The sequence below is a fragment of the Bacillota bacterium genome (assembly GCA_024653485.1).
In the GTDB taxonomy this organism is placed as follows: domain Bacteria; phylum Bacillota; class SHA-98; order UBA4971; family UBA4971; genus UBA6256.
Genome location: JANLFY010000017.1, coordinates 1 through 19,841 on the forward strand (window position 1 = coordinate 1; position 19,841 = coordinate 19,841).

At 61.8% G+C, this 19,841-nt stretch carries 17 protein-coding genes; 3 read left to right on the forward strand and 14 right to left on the reverse strand.

Translation table 11 applies throughout. From position 1 onward, the window contains the following. Window positions 1-363: 363 nt before the first annotated feature. From NUW12_11290 to NUW12_11350, 13 genes are all read right to left on the reverse strand, one after another. Window positions 364-1,617: an alkaline phosphatase family protein gene (locus tag NUW12_11290; protein ID MCR4403335.1), complete on the reverse strand. Its 1,254-nt coding sequence runs from the start codon at window positions 1,615-1,617 to the stop codon at window positions 364-366. Beyond that, window positions 1,614-2,132 (reverse strand): molybdopterin-dependent oxidoreductase, encoded by a 519-nt coding sequence (locus NUW12_11295; GenBank protein ID MCR4403336.1) that lies wholly within the window; start codon window positions 2,130-2,132, stop codon window positions 1,614-1,616. The genes NUW12_11290 and NUW12_11295 overlap by 4 nt, the downstream gene beginning before the upstream one ends. Next, complete coding sequence (locus tag NUW12_11300) at window positions 2,125-3,390, reverse strand: MFS transporter (GenBank protein ID MCR4403337.1); 1,266 nt, start codon at window positions 3,388-3,390, stop codon at window positions 2,125-2,127. The genes NUW12_11295 and NUW12_11300 overlap by 8 nt, the downstream gene beginning before the upstream one ends. 181 nt (window positions 3,391-3,571) lie before the next feature. After that, window positions 3,572-5,062, reverse strand: coding sequence for an FGGY-family carbohydrate kinase (locus NUW12_11305; GenBank protein MCR4403338.1), 1,491 nt, complete (start codon window positions 5,060-5,062; stop codon window positions 3,572-3,574). Window positions 5,063-5,215: 153 nt separating this feature from the next. Then, window positions 5,216-6,250, reverse strand: a complete 1,035-nt coding sequence (locus tag NUW12_11310; protein ID MCR4403339.1) for an alcohol dehydrogenase catalytic domain-containing protein — start codon at window positions 6,248-6,250, stop codon at window positions 5,216-5,218. After that, window positions 6,247-7,005, reverse strand: a complete 759-nt coding sequence (locus NUW12_11315; protein ID MCR4403340.1) for a 2-amino-3,7-dideoxy-D-threo-hept-6-ulosonate synthase — start codon at window positions 7,003-7,005, stop codon at window positions 6,247-6,249. The genes NUW12_11310 and NUW12_11315 overlap by 4 nt, the downstream gene beginning before the upstream one ends. Next, complete coding sequence (locus NUW12_11320) at window positions 7,002-8,051, reverse strand: ADP-ribosylglycohydrolase family protein (GenBank protein MCR4403341.1); 1,050 nt, start codon at window positions 8,049-8,051, stop codon at window positions 7,002-7,004. The genes NUW12_11315 and NUW12_11320 overlap by 4 nt, the downstream gene beginning before the upstream one ends. Continuing rightward, the gene (locus tag NUW12_11325; protein MCR4403342.1) at window positions 8,026-9,048 is read right to left on the reverse strand and encodes a carbohydrate kinase family protein; all 1,023 of its coding nucleotides are present in this window, start codon (window positions 9,046-9,048) and stop codon (window positions 8,026-8,028) included. The genes NUW12_11320 and NUW12_11325 overlap by 26 nt, the downstream gene beginning before the upstream one ends. A gap of 3 nt (window positions 9,049-9,051) precedes the next feature. Beyond that, complete coding sequence (locus tag NUW12_11330; GenBank protein ID MCR4403343.1) at window positions 9,052-9,885, reverse strand: energy-coupling factor transporter transmembrane protein EcfT; 834 nt, start codon at window positions 9,883-9,885, stop codon at window positions 9,052-9,054. Next, window positions 9,882-11,678, reverse strand: coding sequence for an energy-coupling factor transporter ATPase (locus NUW12_11335; protein MCR4403344.1), 1,797 nt, complete (start codon window positions 11,676-11,678; stop codon window positions 9,882-9,884). The genes NUW12_11330 and NUW12_11335 overlap by 4 nt, the downstream gene beginning before the upstream one ends. 124 nt (window positions 11,679-11,802) lie before the next feature. Beyond that, window positions 11,803-12,420 carry an ECF transporter S component gene (locus NUW12_11340; protein ID MCR4403345.1) on the reverse strand — a complete coding sequence of 206 codons (618 nt, stop codon included), beginning with the start codon at window positions 12,418-12,420 and terminating at the stop codon, window positions 11,803-11,805. Window positions 12,421-12,473: 53 nt separating this feature from the next. After that, window positions 12,474-13,418: a sugar-binding transcriptional regulator gene (locus tag NUW12_11345; GenBank protein MCR4403346.1), complete on the reverse strand. Its 945-nt coding sequence runs from the start codon at window positions 13,416-13,418 to the stop codon at window positions 12,474-12,476. Between the two features lie 975 nt (window positions 13,419-14,393). Further along, on the reverse strand, window positions 14,394-16,067 hold the full coding sequence (locus tag NUW12_11350) for an asparagine synthase-related protein (protein ID MCR4403347.1): 1,674 nt from the start codon (window positions 16,065-16,067) through the stop codon (window positions 14,394-14,396). Between the two features lie 707 nt (window positions 16,068-16,774). Here NUW12_11350 and NUW12_11355 point away from each other — a divergent pair. Together NUW12_11355 and NUW12_11360 are read left to right on the forward strand one after the other, a co-directional pair. Next, window positions 16,775-17,035, forward strand: coding sequence for a nucleotidyltransferase domain-containing protein (locus NUW12_11355; protein ID MCR4403348.1), 261 nt, complete (start codon window positions 16,775-16,777; stop codon window positions 17,033-17,035). Window positions 17,036-17,214: 179 nt separating this feature from the next. Further along, window positions 17,215-18,144 carry an alpha/beta hydrolase gene (locus NUW12_11360; GenBank protein MCR4403349.1) on the forward strand — a complete coding sequence of 310 codons (930 nt, stop codon included), beginning with the start codon at window positions 17,215-17,217 and terminating at the stop codon, window positions 18,142-18,144. 127 nt (window positions 18,145-18,271) lie between these two features. On the opposite strand, the gene NUW12_11365 is transcribed toward NUW12_11360, so the two are convergent. Then, the gene (locus NUW12_11365) at window positions 18,272-18,718 is read right to left on the reverse strand and encodes a helix-turn-helix domain-containing protein (GenBank protein MCR4403350.1); all 447 of its coding nucleotides are present in this window, start codon (window positions 18,716-18,718) and stop codon (window positions 18,272-18,274) included. 490 nt (window positions 18,719-19,208) lie between these two features. On the opposite strand from NUW12_11365, the gene NUW12_11370 reads away from it, so the two are divergent. Beyond that, complete coding sequence (locus NUW12_11370) at window positions 19,209-19,544, forward strand: hypothetical protein (protein MCR4403351.1); 336 nt, start codon at window positions 19,209-19,211, stop codon at window positions 19,542-19,544. The last annotated feature ends 297 nt before the right edge of the window (window positions 19,545-19,841 follow it).

The following is a 19,841-nucleotide window of genomic DNA, read 5'->3' on the forward strand; positions in this document are numbered from 1 at the left end:
AACATGAAACTACCATCTGTTAGAGCCTAATGTCCAAAACCAGGGGGTCGGTCCGTGACTAGCTTCTAGGCCACGCCTTGGATTGAAGTCCCTAAGAAGCTCACAAATCCCTCTCACCAAAAAGTGGACCGTCGCCACCATATGCCGAATGTCCATCATTGAGAGACCCCTCCCTCCATCCAAGGGAAGTGCAGCCATCCTCGCGGCAACTGCTTGGGACGACTGCCCTAGGTCTCTCTTCTTCATTGCTCCACACTCATGTGCAAAGACTTTACGCTACCAACTACTGAACCGTTCTCTCGCGGCTCGGCCGCGGCCGTCCGCCGACTAAGGCCGGACGACGCCGGCCCGATCAGCCCGGCCCTAGTCGCCGAGTCCCCCCAGGAGCTCGGCTGTGACTGCCGCTATCTCAACCGTGTCGCGGACTTTGCTGAGGTCAACCCTGCCCGCCTGAGGACCGTACACTATCAATGGAACGGTCACGTCTGTGTCTAGAAGCGCGCCATGGCTGCCCTTCGTGTACTCCATGAACGCGGCGGATTCGATGAACATGTAGCCTCGTTCTGCAATCGCGATGATCGGCGCGCTCCTCGGATGGCCGGCGTGAAGGGACGCACGCTCTGCGCTCGAGGTCGTGATCACTCCCAGCACACCCTCGGCGCCCTTGAGGGCCGCCACCACGGCGTCCTGCTTCGTCGCTGCGGGCCACACGCCCATTACTCCTCCGTCGAGGCTGTACACACAGTCAGCCTCATCGAAGCCGTCCAGGAGGTCCGCCGGTGTGATCGCCTTGTCCACGTAGGTCATTCCGTGGTCCGCGGTCACAACCACGGCCCAATTCGTGCCCGCGACCTCCTCGAGAGTTGCCGTCAGTCTCTCGAGGGCCTCTCCGGCCGCAACGAGACACCTGGTGGTCTCACGAGCCGGCACAGGTCCGCACCTGTGGCCCACCTTGTCCGGTCCGGCAAGGTTGAGCACGATGAACGAAGAAGGCCCCGCATCCTTCGCGAAGGCACACGCCACGTCTACCACCCATCCGTCGAGCTTCTCGTACCAGCCGCAGTAGTCCTCGTACTGAGCGGATTCGTCCGGAGGGGGTCCAACGGTTTCGAGCACCCATGGCGGTGCCGTCGCCGGACTTGCGGCCAGGTCCGCACCTTCGCAGAAAAGCGTTCGAACGCCTTCCTTCCCGGAGACCAACGCTGTCCGTATGCCAAGTTCAGCTGCTCGCTGAATGATGGTGCGCGCCTCGAGCAGCGAAGGGGAGCTGAAGCCTGATAGCTCCCCGTCTTCCCCAACGAACTGCTTGCCAGTTATTCCGTTCTCCTCCGGCCACTTGCCGGTCAATATCGCTGCATGCCCGGCAGCCGTGGAGGACGGGAACACAGTCTTCACATGCTGGTAAAGCCCTGTCGACGCCATCCGTCTGAGGAATGCCTCCGGCGGAAGCGCGTCTAGCGACTGAGCCGGGCAGCCATCGAGGATTACGAGCGCTACCACAGCACGAGTCTGATCGCCAGGGCCGCCGCTGGCGGCCGCAGTCGCAGCGGCCGCCAGGAAGCATGCCGTGAGCACAAGGAAGGCCCGATACAACCCCTTGAGCCACTGGGAAGTCATGGCTTCGCTTTCACCTCTAGCGTCACGACATACCAGTTCCAGGCGTTCTTATCGTAGGCCTTCTCCACCTCTGGATGCGTGTCGTACGGGAACACCAACTTCACCGGGCCGCCGAGACCGGTTCCTATCGCCTTACCGCCGTCTTTCGTGGCAAGGATTATGGGATACTTGGCGACATCCGCGGCCTTGACAGTGACCTTCTTTCCGTCCTTCGCGACCACCACGACTTCGTCGGCTGTGTCAGCCGCTCCCGCGTGCCTGAGAATCGCACTTATGAGGACTCCCTCATACACCTTCTTGCCAAGCCAGGGGTCTTTCACTTCGCACTTGGTCAAGCCGAGCCCCTCGAGCATGGCCATGTCGAACTCAAGCCCGGCGTCGGAGTTCTTGACGGCGATGTCTCCGGTCACAGTGACCACGACTTTCCCTGTTGGCTTCGCCGTTTGGGCCAACGTGACAGGCGCAATACATGCAACGACGCACATGATCACGAACAAGACGAGAGTCCTACGCATCTCTTGTCCCTCCTAGGTAAGAGTTAGTCAGCGGAGAACCGTCCGAAAGCGCAGGTGCCCCTGGATGAACCACCTCCCCGCTCTCCTTATTGTGGCATGATCTGCGTCCGCCCAAGAGTAGCACCAACGACAGTAAAGCGGATGCTCCTGCGGACGCAAGGAACGGCGCAGTCGACGATCTCTCGTACAAGATGCCGCCGGCGTACGGACCGACTATCGAGCTTGCGGCCACGGCCAGGTTGAAGAGGCCGAAAGCTCGCCCCGTGGCCGACCCGCCGAGGGCTTCTCCGACACCTGCGAGAGCTACCCCTTGACCGGCCATGAACGCGCCCGCGAGGAACACGACCACGGCAAGCAGCGCGATGCTGCGCACTGTCACGAGGCCGAGCACGGCCACGGAGAACACGAATCCGTTCCCCCCAAGAGCGACAGCTGTGCCCCACTTGTCTGCACATCGACCGAGCACGAGCGTTATGGTCGCCTGGCCGAGCGACATGATGGACCCGGTCAACCCGATGAACGACAAGCTCGCTCCCATCTCATCTCCCAAGTACTGGGACACGAGGGGCTGGATCATGTAGTAGGCGATTGCCATGCACGAATAAGTCGCGACGAATCTGCGGAATCGCCCCTGTCGTAGAAGGCCTGCGTACCCTTGCGTTGAGCGTCCCGGCGTGGCGTTGTTCCGCGCGTGCGATTCGCAAGCGGCGCAGCCGGGCGACTGAGAGCCGATTAGGCACAGCACCGCCACGGCAACCGCAAAGAATGCAAAGCTGATCAGGAACACGTTCCTCGTGCCGACGATCTCCGCAAGCCATCCGCCCAACACAGGACCGACTATCATTCCAGCTGCGTATCCGGAGTTGATCACGCCGAATGCGAGGCCGGACATGCCTGCAGGGGCTTTCTGCGCCGCGTACGCGTTCATCGCTGGATAGCCTACCATCGACAGCGAGTAAAGCGCGGCTCCGGCCGCGATGACCTTGTAGTCAGCGGCGAAGTAGTAGAGGAGAGGCGCAGGAACACCTATGAGCCAGGAAAGGAGAATCGTTCGCTTCCTCTCACACCTATCCGCGATAATCCCGCCGGGCACGTACGAGACGGCAAGGGCGATCAACATGATGGAGAAGACGGCTCCGACTTCGCCCGGCAAGGCACCTAGTGACCGGATGTGCAATGGAAAGACGTACGCATACAGACCGTACCCCCATCCCCAGAGGAACAGGCTCAATGTCATCAGCTTGATATCTCTCGGCATACTTCGTCCTCCGAGTCTCGCATCGACTCACCGCATCAGTGCCGATCCGTTCAGCACATGGCGCCCGCCAACGGCACAAGGACACCGGAGCGTGAGGTCATCGGCCCAAGCTGGGCTCAGGGGATCTCCTCTGCTCTCCGCGACCTTCCCCCCGTCCCTAGCGGGCTTGACGAAGAGATTCTCACCATCTGATGCCTGCCAGCGTCTTCTGAGCGAGCCCAAGACCTGCGCTCGCCTCTCGGTAGGCCTGGTACATGGCCTCATATACGCGGCAAGCCTCGTCGCGGGGTTCGAAGACCCGCCTGTTCCGCACGAATCGCCCCGCAGCGTCCTCGATCGACGTGAACGCCCCGCAACAGTATCCCGCGAGTATGGCGGCTCCGAGCACGGCTCCCTCCGTGACGGCCATGCCTGTATACGCAACGCCCATCACGTCCGCCTTGATCTGAAGCCACGGATCGTGCCTCGCCCCGGAACCAACCGCTCTCACTTCTCTCACCATGTGGGCGCTACTCATCCGAAACAACATTGCTTCGAGGCTCTCCCTGACGGCGTAGGCACACCCCTCGAGCACGGCCGTCAGCATGTCGGCCCTGGTGTGTCCTGGCGCGAGTCCGACGAACGCGCCTCTTGCGTGCGGATTCGCCTGAGGGCTCCTCTGGCCAACGAGGTGCGGGACAAAGAGGAGTCCAGAAGCCCCAGGTCGAGAAGAGGCACCGGCCTCGGCTATGAGGCGACTCCAATCTCGGGTGGCGCCGCATTCCCCGGGATAGAGTACGGACAGGGCCCACTTCAGCGAGCCACCCGTGTACGACACTGGGGCGACGTTGATGATCTTGCCCGATACCACATGTCTGATCGATCCACCCCTGCCCTCTTCCGCTGGCTGCACCACCGAGACGCACGTGGACGTGCCTGTAGCGTCACATGCAGCCCCCGTGTCGACGAGCCCTGCGCCCAGGGCTTCCATGACCGCGTCTATCCCGCCCGAGGCTACTGGAATGCCGGCAGGGAGCCCTGTTGCGCGGGCGGCCTCAGCCGTGACGACTCCACACGCCTCCCATGGGTGGACAACCGAGGGCAGCAAACCGGCGATATCGAGGTCTTGTCCAACGTTCCAGCCTTTGGCCCCATCGTACCACCGGAAGCAAGAGGCGGACGAAGAGTCAATGCACGTCCTGCCGGTGAGGCGAAGGGCGATGAAATCTTTCGGCTGGAGCAGTGTCTTCTCGCTGTCCTCTCGGCATTCAGGAAGACGAGCGATCCACCGCGCGGTAGCCTCAAACGACGGTCCATCACCGATAGCTCCGCAGTCGTGGCCTGCCGAGGCGTGGCACGCGGAACAGTGTCCGTGCTCCAGCGGTCTTCTGTCCATCCACGTGATCACCGGGGTGAGTGGGTCTCCTGAGAGTGTTGCAGCCAGCAAGGAAGGGCTGTGTCCCGAGAGGCCGACCGCTTCCACGCGCGGTCCTCCCGATGCCCGCAATACCTCACGGGTCGCCTCCGCCACCGTGACCCACAACATACGAGCGTCCTGTTCAGCTGCGCCGGCCGCAGACGTACTCAGACCGGCCGGACGGGTTATAACGCGGTATGAGTCCCCCGCGAGAAGACCAACCTTCACAGAGGACGTGCCTATGTCTATCCCAACGAACGCTCTGTCACCACTCATTCGCGCCCACCCTCGCCATTCTCGCCGTCCTCGCTATCATCGCTACCCTCGCCATTCCCGATATCTCCGCTATCTCCGCCCATCATCACGAGTACTCCGGCGATACCGGGGGAGCGCCCCAAACCGCCTAAGGAGCGTCGCCCGTGCCGAGCCTCAAGAGCACCTCAAGAGCACCTTCAGGGTCTCTCCGGAGGCCCCGGCGTCCAGGGCGAGCCCAACGTCTTCAAGGGTGAACTCTCGGCTCACGAGGTCCTCGACGTCGAGTCTTCCCGACCCGAGGAGCCTCATGGCCATGTGAAAGTGACGAGGAGCAAAGCCGAAACTACCAAGGATCGCGACCTCACGGTAGTGGATAGCATTCGGGTCCAGAGCCACGCTCGATCCGCTCGGGAAGCCCCCGAAGACGTTCACCTTGCCGCCGGGGGCGACGGACGCCACAGCATCCTTGAGGGCGTCACCTGCGCCCACGCATATGAAGGCTGCATCGGCGCCATCGCCTCGTGTCTCCGACGAGACTCGAGCGCGCACATCTTCTTGCCGCGGGTCAATGACCTGGGCGCCGCGCCGCTGGGCCTCGGAACGTCTCGCGTCACACGGTTCGCTCACGAGAATCGACCCAGCTCCCCTCGCCTTGCACAGCTCCAGCATGAGAAGGCCCATGGGGCCGGCGCCATGGACGAGCACGCAATCACCCGGGTCGAACGGTGTGACTTCCAGCGCGTTCAGGCAGCACGCCAGGGGCTCGGCGAGACATGCAACCCTCGCCGACAAGGCGTCGGGGATCCTGGACACCCCCTTGGCCAGGACTTGGCTGGGGACTCTGACGTACTCGCAAAATGCGCCTGATATCCCGTCCTTCGAAGCGCACATCTCCTGCCTTCCTTTGAGGCACTGCCGACAGTTGTCGCACGGAACGTAGGGCGCTACCGCCACCTTGTCTCCGACCGAGAAGCGTTCCATCCCCCGCCCAGCACGGCCTTGACGCACTTCCACGATCTCGCCCACCGGTTCATGGCCGAGGATGCACGGCGGCTCAAACATGGGGTGTCCCCTCAGGTACGTCTTGACGTCCGTCCCGCAGACTCCACAGTACTCGACCTTCAGGAGGGCCTCACCCGCCTCGAGTCTCGGCATGGGGACTTCCTCCACGCGCACGTCCCTCGGGCTATAGTACACAGCCGCCTTCACCGCCAAGACACTTCCTCTCGTCCATCTCCGTGGACCACCCTTGCAAGCTCGCGCGCCATAGCCCCAGGGTCTTCCGCCTCGAAGACGTTACGGCCGAACGCGATCCCCGCCGCCCCTGCGTCAAGGGCCTCTCTGGTCACGCTGATGGGGTCCGATGTGCGCGGTCCGCCCGCGATCACTATCGGGACCCTGCACGCGTTGACGATCCTATCGAAGCCCTTACCGGTGAAGTAGGTCTTGATGAAGTCCGCGCCAAGCTCGTACCCTGCTCTGGCACACATCGCTATGCACTCAGTATCGTTGTTCATGCTCGTGTCGGCTGGAATGACCTCAGCGAGCACGGGCAAGCCGTACCTTGCGGCCTGCGACACGACACGCGCCATGTTCTCGAACATGCGCTGCTCCTGAGAGGCACCCACGATGACCATGACACACACAGCGTCGGCCCCCAGCGATACAGCCTCTTCCACGCCGCAGACGAGCGTGTGGTAGGACATGTCGGGATTGTAGCGAGTCGCGCCTCCCGTGAGACGGACAATGAGCCCACACCGCCCGGCATACGTCGGCCACTCGCTCCTGGCCACGCCCGGGTTGACGAGAATGGCGTCCGCGCCACCCTCCACGACCTGTCGTACGATGGACGCTGGATCGTGTATCCCTGGGGCCGGTCCCATGAACGCACCGTAATCGAGGGCGCTGACAAAGCTCCTGCCCCCTCGGAAAATCCTCCGCAGCCTGACTTCCTTGCCTGTCACGATTCGTCCCTCCGAACGTCTCCGGCCTCCAGCCTGCGAGCACGAGCCTCGATGAGCTGCTTGGCCAGGATCTCGCAATTGAGATCGTTCATCCGCTCCACCGTCGTCACCCAATCCGGCGGCAAGGCATCGATGCCGCCGAGCGCCCCTGAGAGAGCGCCAACCATGGCCGCAAGCGTGTCTGTATCTCCCCCCATACTTGCGGCGGCCGGGATCGCAGCGCGCGGACGTCCATCATAGAGCACGACCAGGCCGAGAGCTGTCGCCACGAGCTCGGCCGGGCACATGCCGACCCCGACGGTTTCGTAAAGGGCCTCCTCGGCTTTCTCGGGCTCGTCCTTGTAGCGTCGGACCAAGTCGAGCGCCAACATCATGCGTGCCGGCACCGTGGCGCCCGCCCACTGGACTCCTAGACGCTGCCCGGTAGCTGCACCGGCCAGGACAGCCTCGACCACGGCGTCGAGCGATCCTCCAGCCACAGCACACGCAACGCCGGCCGCCAAAGCGCACGCACCCGCTATTGCGATGTTGACACCGTGTGTAGGGAGCGATGAGAGGTACGCCTCGTTTGCTGCTGCCGCCGGGTCCCCGGCGTTCACGATGCCGATAGGCGCAACACGCATCGCAGCTCCGACAGTCGCCCCTTTCTCGCCCGTGCGCGTCGGGTCTTCCCCTGAGCGGAGGCGCTCTAGGGCACTCCTCGAACTAGGGCCGAGGAAGGACGTCTCGAACGCGTTCGTACGGTCCGCCCATTCGAGGTATGCGTCGGCCGCCACGCGTGGCGTGATGCGTCCCGAGGCCAGGAGCGCCCGCGCGAGCGCCCATGTCTGTTCGGTGTCGTCCGTCACCCTACCCGCCGGTGTGCCCGTGTGGACGTGTCCTGGAAGGGGCTGGAGGAATCGATCGACCCTGCGGAACTGCTTCCTGATCTCTTCCCTCGTCATGAACTCGACCGCCATTCCCATCGCATCGCCCACTGCCAATCCTGCAAGGCAACCCGTTGCCCTAAGCAAGAGCTCGCTATTCACTCGCCGGAGCACTTCCATCTTCTGTGTCTCTCCAACTCCTTGTGCTCGATTTACTCGATGTGCCCGATGGCCGTCCAGGCGGCGCGATCAAAGCGCGAACCTCTTCCCAGACGGGCAATGCCTCCCTCGCTCCCATCTTCGAGACTGCGAGCGCCCCGCATGCGTTGCCTAAGGCCAAGCACTGGTCGCGCTCGAGGCCGGCGACGACGCCCCGTATGAATCCCGATGTAAAGGCGTCTCCAGCACCTGTCGTATCCACAACTGGAACCTTCAAGGCGTCACGATGCCATCTCTCAACGGTCCCAGCTGGCGTCCCCCCGTCCACGTTTAGCTCGAAGAGATCCGCCCCCCTGTCTCCTTGAGTCACCACTACACGCGTCGCGCCCGCGTCCGTGAGCGCGGTCATGGCCGCATCAAGGTCTGCCTTTCCGGTAAGGAGGCTCACTTCGCCTCGGCTGAGCACGAGATAGTCCGCGAGGCGTATCATGTCGGCAAGCGCGTCCGTTCCCAGGCCGGAGAGCGCGCCGCCCGGGCCATAGACAATGAGAGCCCCTCTGTCCTTTGCGGCTCTCATGACCCTCACGCCGACGGAGGGCATTGCCTCGCCAACGTAGAGGGCGGCCGCACCTTCAAGGGCTTCTTCCCGGAACTCCCCCGGTGCCTCGAGAATGGCCGTGCCACCCAGCGAGAATATGACCCGCGTGCCCTTGCGATCAACAGCGATGATGGTTTCGGCGGTCCTCCCTTGGTCATCGACAAGGACGAACGAGGAGTCCACCCCCTCGCGCTCGAACGCCTCGAGGAGTCGCCTCCCGTTGTCGTCACGGCCGACCTTCCCTACGAAACGCGAGGTCAATCCCAGGCGAGCCAGGCCCACGGCGATGTTCGCGGTTGAGCCGCCGGGCAATAGATAGGGACCGTCTTCAGCGAATACCATCTCATCAGGCCCCGGAAGCCTGTCCACTCTGAACAACATATCGATGGCAGCGGCACCCAGCGCAACAACGGTCTTCATAGTTCAGAGCGCTCCCACCTTGTAGACGGCGAGACCCACTACGCTCGCGATCGCCGCACCAATGCACGCCAAGACCACCACATAGTCAGGCGTCTTGAACCTATATGGCCGCAGGAAGGTGAACCGCTTGCTCGAGCCGAAAGCGCGCGACTCCATGGCCAGGGCGAGTGTATCTGCCATAAAAAGGGCGTTGGCGAAGAGGGGCGACACTACCCGTGAGGTTTTCTTGAGCCTTTCCACGAAGCTGCCCCGCTCGAGCTCCACCCCTTTTGACTTGTGAGCGTCCATCAGGGATCGCACTTGGGCTTGGACCACAGGAACGAACTTCCATGCAGTCGAGACAATGAACCCCACCTGATACGGCATCTTGGGAATCCTCGCGATGAGCTGGACTATCTCTGACGGCGAGGTCACATACCCCAGCACAGCGACGGCCACCAGGACGGTGAGGACCTTGAGTGTCATCCCGATCCCGTAGAGAAATCCGCCAAGCTTCACAGGCCACGCCGGACCGATGCCCGGCACCCATGCCGGCACGACATGGAAGAGTACCCGGCCTGGTGTCCGCAGATGCGCGACAGCCGGGGTGTACGACACGCCCTGGGCAAGCGTGATCACCACTGCTACCACTGCCAGGAAGGTCACGAGCCCCTTGAGCCTCCCCCACGGGAACCGAGCGAAGGCTCCGAAGAGGAACACGCTCGCCGCTAGCCCGGCAAGGTACACGGGATCCGACCAGATAACGCTGACGACCACGACGACCAGAAGCCAGAGGATCTTGGCCCTTGGGTCGAGGGAATGTATCGGAGTGTCCTTGCTCTCATACTCGACGATCATCGCAAGCCCTCCCTTGAGGCCTCCAGGTGCATGAACGCCTCGACCGCCTCCTCGGGTGTGAGGGCCACTAGGCCACACAGCGCGGTCGACAGCTCTGCAATGGCAGGGGGCTTCAAGTTCGCCTCCGCCATCAGCTCACAATCGGAGAACACTTCGCGCGGTGAACCATCGCCAACCACTCGGCCTCTCGCCATGACCACGACGCGCCTTGCATACAGGCTGACGATGTTCATGTCGTGCGTGATTATGAGGATTGTCTTGCCTCGTTCCTCGCCAAGCCTCTTGAGGTAGTCCATGATCTGTAGCGACTCCGACCAGTCAAGTCCGGTGGTCGGCTCGTCCACGATGAGCACTGCGGGATCCATGGCCACAACCGAAGCGAGAGCCAGCTTCTGGCGCTCGCCTTTCGTCAAGTACTTCGGCCACACGTCGCGGTACATGGCGAGCCCTATGTCCTCAAGGATCTCCTGAACCCTTTCATCGATCTCTTTGCCGATGAGTCCTATGTTGCTGGGCCCGAACCGTAGTTCCTCTTCCACGCTGTTGCAGAATAGCTGCTCGTCAGGGTTTTGGAACACATATCCGACCGTTCGTGACACTTGGGCGGCCGTCAGATCCTTGATCGATCTGCCACCGATCCGTACGTCCCCTCTCGTCGGCTTGAGCAATCCGTTGAGGTGGCGCGTCAGAGTGGTCTTGCCAGCACCGTTCTGCCCGACTATCGCCACGAATTCACCTTCCTTGACCGTTAGGCTCACGCCGCGCAGTGCAACGGAGCCCTGTGGATACACGTGTTCGAGCTCTTTCACCTCGATGAGTGCGTTTCCAGGTTTGATCCGCACGGATTCCGAAGGGGCTGACCGCGCAACGCAGGTCGCCTGGCGGTCTTGCGCTGTGGCCTGACCTTCGCCAGCGCTGACGTTGTCCGCCTTCCGCCACGCGCCCCTCTCCACGAGCTCGACAGCTTCGTCCAATGTGAAGGGGACCTTCTCCGCCTGCAATAGGGTGCCAAACTGGACCAGATGTGGGACGCGGACCCCGGCGGCCGCCACCTCGGCCACGCGACTGAAGACCTCGCGAGGTGTGCCTTGCAAGACGAACCTCCCCGCCCCCATCACGAACACCCTGTCGGCCAGCTGGAGGACGTCGTCTACCTCCTGCTCCACGAGGACCACCGTGATCCCGAGCTCTTCTTTCAATCGCCTGATGATCTCGAAGACGCGAGCCTTGCCTTGTGGATCGAGCATTGAGGTAGGCTCATCGAGGACCATGATGTCGGGAAGCATAGCGTATACGCCGGCTATGGCCGTGGCCTGCTTCTCACCGCCGGAGAGTCTGTACGGAGCGCGCCTCTCGAACCCCGCAAGGCGCATGTCGACAAGGCTCTTGCGCACGCGCTCCATGATCGTTCGGTAATCCAGTCCGAGGTTCGCTGGGCCGAACGCCACATCTTCCTCGACTGTCATCCCGAAGAGCTGCATGTCAGGATCGCCGAAGACTAGCCCAACATGAGCCGCCATCTTGGCTGTGCCGACCCTGGCGGGCACCATGCCGTCCACCACCACGTCGCCTTGGAGATCGCCCTCGAGGAAGAGAGGCACCGTGCCGTTCATCACGCCGCACAGGGTGCTCTTGCCAGAGCCTGTGGGGCCCAACACCGCTACGCACTCGCCCTTTGCGACTTCAAGCGACACACCGTCCAGCGCCCAGCGGCCAGACCCCTTGTACTTGAACCTCACGTCTTTCAACGATATGACCTTGTCCGTCACAAGGAACACCTCTCTACCAGCCACGAGCCCCGCCCGTGCGCCGTGCGATTCGAGGCGCGCCCACACCGCGCGCCCGCACCGGCGTTCTGGCGCTGATACCCTCGTCCGGCTGTCTTCACAACACAGACGAGCTCACGCTACGACAAGCTCACGCTACCTGCTCAGGCCTCTTCCTGTGCTGGGCGGTCCTCAACATTCCAGCAACGACCAGACCGATCGCTGCGTTCGCCGCCGATCCAATGACCTGCGATGGAAGGATGGCCAGCATGAGCGGCATCCCGATCATGATCACCCAAGGTCCCAGGCACGTCACGGTATTCGCGATCGTGCCGACTATGACGGCAGGCACTACCCCCGCCTTCTTCGCCACGAACGCGGTCAGCGTCACGGTAAGCGCCATCCCCGAAAGGTATATCGGCACCATGGGGAGCCAGCTCGCGAAACCACCGAGAGCATTGCTGATGAAGCAGCCAATGGCAGCGACCGTTGCGCCCACCGGCCAGCCGAAGAACACCGCTGCGAAGTAACCCGCCGACGCATCAAGAGCTATAGTAGTGGCGGGCCCAGGAACCTTTATCATCGCTCCCGCGCCGGACACCGCAGCCAGGATGGTTACCCTGGCGATGGTCCGCGTGTCCCAGCGAACGTTGTGTTCCTCGGGATAATGTGCCGTAAGGTATCGCCCAATTACCCACATGAGGACGAGGTACCCGACGGCGAGAAGGTAGGACACCCCGAGACCGAGAGCCCCCTGACCAAGCCCCACGAAAGACACCTCCAGTCAGCCTAGATGTGGAGTGAACAGCCCGCCGAGCTTCTCTAGGCCAGCGACATCACCCCTCTCGCTGCAGCATCGTCAGTAATGATCACATCCACGACCTTGCTGCGCAGGGCACCAAGGATCGCCTCGGTCTTGTTGGCCCCGCCCGCAACGGCTACGACCTTCTTCATGCGGCCGAGCTCTTCCAGGGTCACCCCGATGATCCTGTCGTTCAGCGGCGTCTCGAGAGGACTGCCATGGACGTCGAAGAAGCGCATGCACATGTCACCCACCGCACCCATTCTCCGCAGCTCACGGAGCTCCGCATCGGGAAAGCCGCCTCTTTCGAGGAGAGTGGAAGGCGGCCTGAAGGTCCCTACTCCGACCAGTGCTACGTCCACGTGCTCCCACAACTCAACGACCCGCTTTATGTTGCTATCAGCCATGATGGCCGCCTTCGCCGCAGGGGTGTCAACGAACGATGGCGCGTGGAGGTAGAGGTTGACTCCGCCAAGCGACTTCGCAACCCTCGCGGCAAGCTCATTGATCTGGAGATCGGCTGCGACCTGGCCGAGCCCGCCAAGCAGTGGTACCACGGTGACCTTGAGCGATGCCGACACGGCACCGTCGAGCGTCGTCGCGACCTCCCGCAGAGTCGCTCCCCATGAGACTCCAATCACCGATCCGTCTTTGACGGAGCGGGCAAGGTAGCTCGCTGCAGCACGCCCCAGGCTCTGCGCGAGGAGTCGCGGCGAGTCAATCCCCCCTGTTACGAGGGCGTCCTTGAGGTCGAACCTCTCCTTCAGCGCCCTCGCCAGGTCACTATAGTCGACGTCAGGATCAATGACCTTCAGGAGCACGATGCCGGCATCGCGTGCCTGTTTCAGCGCCCGCGATACCTGACTCCTCGACATGCCCAAACTCCTCGCGATCTCTTCTTGCGTGCGCTCGAGCTCGTAGTACTGGTGAGCGATTTCATGGAGAACCCTCTTGTCGAAAGACACCTCGATCCTCCTTTGCACATCTGTGCAGCACACTTGTGCACCAGCAGGGTGTTACTTCGACGTGGGTTTCGGAAATCCTCCTTCTCGCAGCTTCACCGGACAAGAAAAGGCGGGGGCTCCGCGACTTGATGTCGCGCAGCCCCCGCCAGAGTGGATGATGAACGGTCTCGCCGCGGCCTCACCAGTCCTTCCGGCAACTTCTGTCGCACCCAGGTGCGGCACTCAGGTGCGGCACCCCGGCACCAGTGGCCGCGCCGTGCTCACCAGTCGTATGCAGGCCACCACAGTGTGTCCCTTGATGCAAGGCTCTTCCCTGGTTCATTTCTTCACCTCGAGACGTCGAGCATGTGCAACTTGATGGGGCCTGCAGGCACAAGAGCTTCCACGATACTCCCGCCTTTCTTACCGAGTACGGCTTCCTACAAGCCCCCTAACTGGTTTAAACAGGGGAGCCTGGGGGTGGTGGAGAAGGAGCGGGAGGAAGCGTAGATGTGACGCTGAGGAGGTACATGGAGTAGCGGAATCTTGCGGTGACTCGAGAAGCGGTCGAGACTGGCAACGGCTCGATGGAAGGAAGCCATTACATGGCGACTACAGGCCTGCGATACGGACAGATGACAGGCCACAGTATAGCAGATGTATTTCAGGAGGCCTACAGCCGTTACGGCGTGAAGCATGAGAGAATGCACGCAAGCACCCCTGACAAGAACGCCCAGATGGAGGCGTTCCACAGGTTGCTGGAAGAGGAACGCTTATCGCTACATGGGTTTGAGACTTATGCCATGGATACGAGCAGGCGGCAGAGTACATGGAGTTCTACAACACCGGGCGGATGCACTCGTCTCTTGAGTTCATGACACAGCAGGAGTGTTACCGAGCAACTCAATGCGATCCTCATGACAACTGCCCGGGACGACTGCCTGGAGGTCTCTTTTCATCATTGACCCCACACTCACCCACAAGAGCTTCACGCTACTACAGTCGCTGGTCCATTTGCGTGAATACGGGGTCAGGGGTCGCCCGATCTTGGTAAAGCACCTTCGTCCGGCCCACCGGAGGCAGCGAGATGGCGTCAGGGTCCGTGGTGGTGTCTTGGAAAGACCTCCTAAACACGAGGAAGTAGTGCAGCTCCTCCTTATTCCTCAGCCCCCAGCGCGCGATAGCCTCACACTCGCGCCTCACGTCCTCGTCGCTAACCTTGGACGCAAGCGCCCTCTCGAGCATGTGCATGGACCCCGCCCCCTGCGAGAACATCTGCTTCTTGCGCCAGGCTATGGATGGTGGCAGTTCCTTCTCGAAGGCCTTGCGCAATATCCACTTCTCCACCTTGGTCTCGCCTTCCCCGGCGATCTTCAGCGAAGGATGTATTGTCATCGCAGCCCTTACGAAACGCTCGTCGAGGAAAGGAGCCCTCGCCTCCACGCCCCATGCCATCGGCATCCTGTCACAACGCTGGAGGCCTGTATTGTGCAAGGACTTCAGCAGGTCGACCAAGTCATGGTGCAAGAGACCGGGCTCGATGGCGCGAAGATGCGAGTATCCCGCGAATAGCTCGTCACCCCCCTCCCCTATCAAGACCACTCTGACACCGTGGCGCGACGCCATCTCGGCGACCATGTAGTTGGGGACGCAGCTCCTGATGAGAGGGGCATCGTACGACTCCATGTGGTATATCGCCTTGGGAAGCACCTCCTCCATATCTGCGAGGGAGAAGGTCCGAACGTGGTGCTCCACTCCGAGATACTCCGCGAGCTCCGTGGCTCGCGCCACATCCTCCGAGCCTTCCACGCCCACGGAGAAGAACTTGAGGTCGCTGGTGAGCTCGCGGGCCAGGCACGCGATTATGCTGCTGTCGAGTCCCCCGGACAGGAAGACGCCACAGGTTCCAGAACACGCAGAAGACTCGGAGGACTCGGAGGAGGATGGCAACCCGGAGGAAGCAGGGGACGCGGAAGACGTGGAAGGCAAGGAAGACACGGAGGACAGAGAAGACGAGGAAGACACGGAAGACGGCAGCTGACGCGCGACGGCCGCCCGAAGCTCGCGACGTATGATCTCCACGGCCTCGTCAACATCGGTGACCTCAGGCGGAGGGAACTCCAGGGAGGCAAACTTGTGGAAAGTCCTTCCGTCGGTCGACACGGTCCCGCACGGAAACTCGACGATGTCTTTCGCGATCCCGACTAGCGCCTTCATCTCCGATGAGAAGAGAACCTTGTCGCCGTCGTAGCCCAGGTACAGCGGCTTCTTGCCAAGCACGTCCCGGGCGATTATGACGACGTTTCCGGGTAGAGTCGCGCAGTGCGGCGGGACGGAAGTACCCTTGCCGCCTCGGAGAGCCGCCACCAGGGTGAAGCCGCCGGTCACGCCCGCGAGGGCGGCCTCGGGGCCTTGTGTTGCGAGCCTCCGTAGGAGAGCCGAGGGGGTCAGCAGGCTCGTGCCGTCAGCAAAGGCCCGCCCGTCCAGGAATAACGCACCTTCATCCTGAATCGAACGAGCTGATGCGTCGGTCGGAAGCTCAATATGGCCGATGGCCACCTGGCCTCGGCTGACGACGGTCTTTTCTTCCCCCCTGTGCCGCATCTTCTCGAGCATGTGGAGAACGATATTGTGATCCGCCGCTCCTAGGACGCCTGCTATAGCGCTCATGCTAGACACCACTCCCGACTGCCGTTTTGCTCTGCTCACATCTGTGGGCTCGTGCGTCTGGGGCTCACATGCGCGGCGCTCATGTGCCTGGCGCCGTGTGCGTGGCGCTCATGTGCGCGACGCTCCCGTCCACGGCGCTCCTGTGTGCGGCGCTCCCGCGCTTGGTGCTCGCACACGCCGGCCCCTCACGCGGGGCTCCGGCTGACGCGCTCTCGGGCCTGCGCGCGGAGCGCGCGACGCCCGTGGGCGGCCCCCCGCTCAGGCCACCCGTACCGGCAGGAGCCGCAGGAGCCGCAGGAGCCATGGTATCCACATTGTAATGTAAAGCACCCGAAATGTAAACCTCGCGTCCGCGGATCCGGCATTTCGGCGCTCAAACGCTCGCGCGCTTCCGCGCTTTCGAGCTTTCGCGCCCGTGCAGCTTCATGCGAAGACCGCTCGGTCTGCCGAGAGGACGAATTTCCTTGCCGGCTCGGCGACTCTCCGGTACGATCAGGCCGTAGACGAGACGCAACGCCTGAGGCTGCTTCCGCGGTCCGTGGGCCCTCGGGGTCTCGTGAGGGGGCCTTGTGAGGGATTGGTGAGGGAATGGCTCGGTGCCCGCGGGTGGTGCAAGACCAGCGAGCACAAGCGAGTTGTCAGGTGACGCCACTGCCACGAAAGCACGCGAAGCCAGCACAAAGCACCGGGCGTATGCGGACAGTGAAATGTCGCAGATTTCAATGACATTCAAGCGGCACTTCGCATCGAGAGCTGACGTGGTCCTGGCATTTCTCTTCGGGTCGTATGCCATGGGAAAGGCAACCAGACGCTCGGATGTGGACGTAGCGGTGTACTTCCCGAGCGCTCACGAAAGGCCTTCCTTGCCCAAGGCCGCTTCGACGCTCAAGCTTTCTCGGGCTATCCTGGACAGGATCGAGGAACGGATGGCTGCCAAGAACGGAAATACACAGGTTGAGCTTGTGTAGGTTGCGCTCGTGCAGGTTGCTCATGGGGGAGCTGCGCGTCTGCACGATGCCCTTGTGCGAGTTGCGCCAGACGTGCAAGTTACACCTGACCGAGCCTCTAGGAGAAGGAATCGGCGCGTCCCTGCTGAACGTGACAACAAGATGCGACAACAAGGCGCGACGTTCCGGGAGGAGTGGCCATGCTGACCATGAGAGAGTCAATCACCTTTGCAAACGAAGGGCAAAAGCTCATAGGCGTCCTCCATCGTCCCGCTCGTCCGGTTACGCCGGATCACGACAAGGCCCCGGCGGTAGTCCTCTTCCACGGGTTTACGGGAACCAAGGTCGAACGCCACCGCATCTTCGTGAAGACAGCGGAGGCACTGGCGCGCGAGGGAATCGTCGCCTTGAGGTTCGATTTCCGTGGCTCGGGCGACAGCGAAGGGGATTTCGAGGACATGACCCTTCCGGGGGAGATCTCGGACGCGAGGGCTTCGCTGGACTATGCATCCGGCCTTCCAGGGGTAGACGGGAACAATCTCGGCATACTCGGCCTCAGCATGGGCGGGGCTGTCGCTGCGTGCGTCAGCGATGATCCGAGAGTTAGATCTGTGGTGCTGTGGTCGGCGGTGGCGGACTTGGAGGCGACTTTCCTTGACGCCGTACGATCGGGCGCGTGGCGGGAAGCCCCCGGCTCCGGCGTCACGGGCGCTGAAAGGCCTGGCCCTGCCCCTGGCCAGCCGGCATCGCCTGGGGCCGATGAGGCCACCGGCAAGTCTCCTGAGGGACATGGCAACGAGCACATACCAGCGCTTGCAGCGTTCGCGATACCGCGTAGAGTTGACGTGAAGGGCAACGTCGTCGGAAGGGAGTTCATACTGACCCTTACTGAGGCGCGACCGCTCGAGACCGTGCAGAGGTGCAAGGCCCCGGTCCTCGTGATCCACGGTGACCGTGACGAGTCCGTTCCGGTCAGTCACAGCGCGATGTATGAGAGGGCCATAAAGGAAGCGGACGGAACCGTCGAGGTACACATAGTCGCCGGAGCCGATCATACGTTCAATTCAGCGGTGTGGGAGGCCGAAGTGCTAAGCAAGACGGTCGCATGGTTCAAGAGGAGCCTGCTGTAGCGGTGAGGCTCGCGGGCGCGCGGTAAGACAGGAGCCGGGCACCTGCCAAACGACCAGACTAACAGACCAATACAGGCAAACGGGGATGGCGAGACGGCTCGCGTCGCGCCGCAGGGTTTCACACGTGCTACAGGGACCCGGCGCGCAAGTGGGCTAAGTCGAGCGCCATAAGTATCCTACGTATCGTGGCTTGGCTGACACGCGTGCCATATTGCCTGACGAGGTGAAGCGAAAGATTGATCGTGGTCCATATGCTAAACAGGTAGCCTTTTGACGCCGGGGAGGCAAGCACATCCCTTTCGATGAGGGGAAGGGTGGCCGCCGAAACCTTCGGCGGCCTGCCGGAACGAGGCCTGTCGGCAAGGCAGTCAATGCCTTCTTTCTCAAAGCGCTCGATCCAACGCCGGACGGTACCCTGAGTGGCATCGAATAGCCGAGCTATCTCCGCCACACAGTAGTGCCGGTTCGAAAGAAGAATCATGTGAGCCCTTTGAGATACCCGACCAACTTCGTTGCGTCGCGTGACTTCCAGCTTTCTTACCTCCTCATCTGATAGGGACCGAACATACCTCAACCTATACAGCACCTCCTGCTAGCAAATGAGCAGCTAGCAGGCATTATACATGGAAAACCGAGATATGTCGATCACTTTTGAGCAGTCACTTAGACACAGCCGCCCGTGAGTCCGCCGTTAGGCTGCAGTCTAGACCTACGGGAGGTGACCGTTTGTGGGTGCGTAGCACTCCGCGATGGCCGAATCATCGTGTTCGGAAGCCTGCGGAGCGCCAGAGTGGCGTATGCAGTCATTCAGCTCCCGGGATCGGTATGTGCAGGAGAACAAGGAAAAGTGTAGTAAACACAACATTGTAAGATAGTTTAACCGCCTGATGCTATCAAGCCTCATCGACTGCGGCGTTTAGGCACGACAGCCGGGAGGGTTGGCTAAAAAGACTACTAGGATTCGCTTGGGTTTCGCGGCTGCTTAAGCCTGCATGGAGAGAATGGCCCCTGCGAAGGGGGCGATAGCGAACTTTGATACGGGATTTCGCGAAGAGGTCTTGAACGTGGTACTGGCGGAACTGCTTGATGAGCGGGGCATAGTCTCTGCCCCAGAGTCCATCAAGCGCGGACCTGGCAGGGCTCACAGGACGACGCCTGATGTCTTTGTCTCCTCTAGAGGGTTGAGAACGGTGCTCAAAGGCAGAGTTGATGACTCGCCTAACCAGGGACGGCACGTCGTATCGGGTGCGAAGATGCGTCCGGAGCAAGGTATTACCCATGTCTCAACATACGCGGCTTACAATGAGCGCTTTCGAAGAAGAGACCTCATGAGACGACAGCTGACAAGAAACACACTGCGCATGGGTTTCTTGCCGTCACTGGGGCCACCCGGAAAGTAACAGGCTTCCATCTAGGAGGAAGGGTGTTTTGAGTAAGGGCAGACGCAATGGCTTCGGCAGTTCGAGGCAACCCGTAGCAAAACTGAGTAGACGAGTCAGGATCGTGCTTGAGCACATCAGGCAACAAGGGCGAGTCACCACCGAAGAATTGAGGAATATGGGTTACAACCATCCTCCGCGCGCAGCCAGGGGTGTGCGTGAGGCCGGTATTCCGTTGAAAACTATCAGGGTAAGGTCCTCGACCGGTAGAGCCATTGGTGCGTATGTGCTGGATACTGATACGCCGGCAGAACGCCG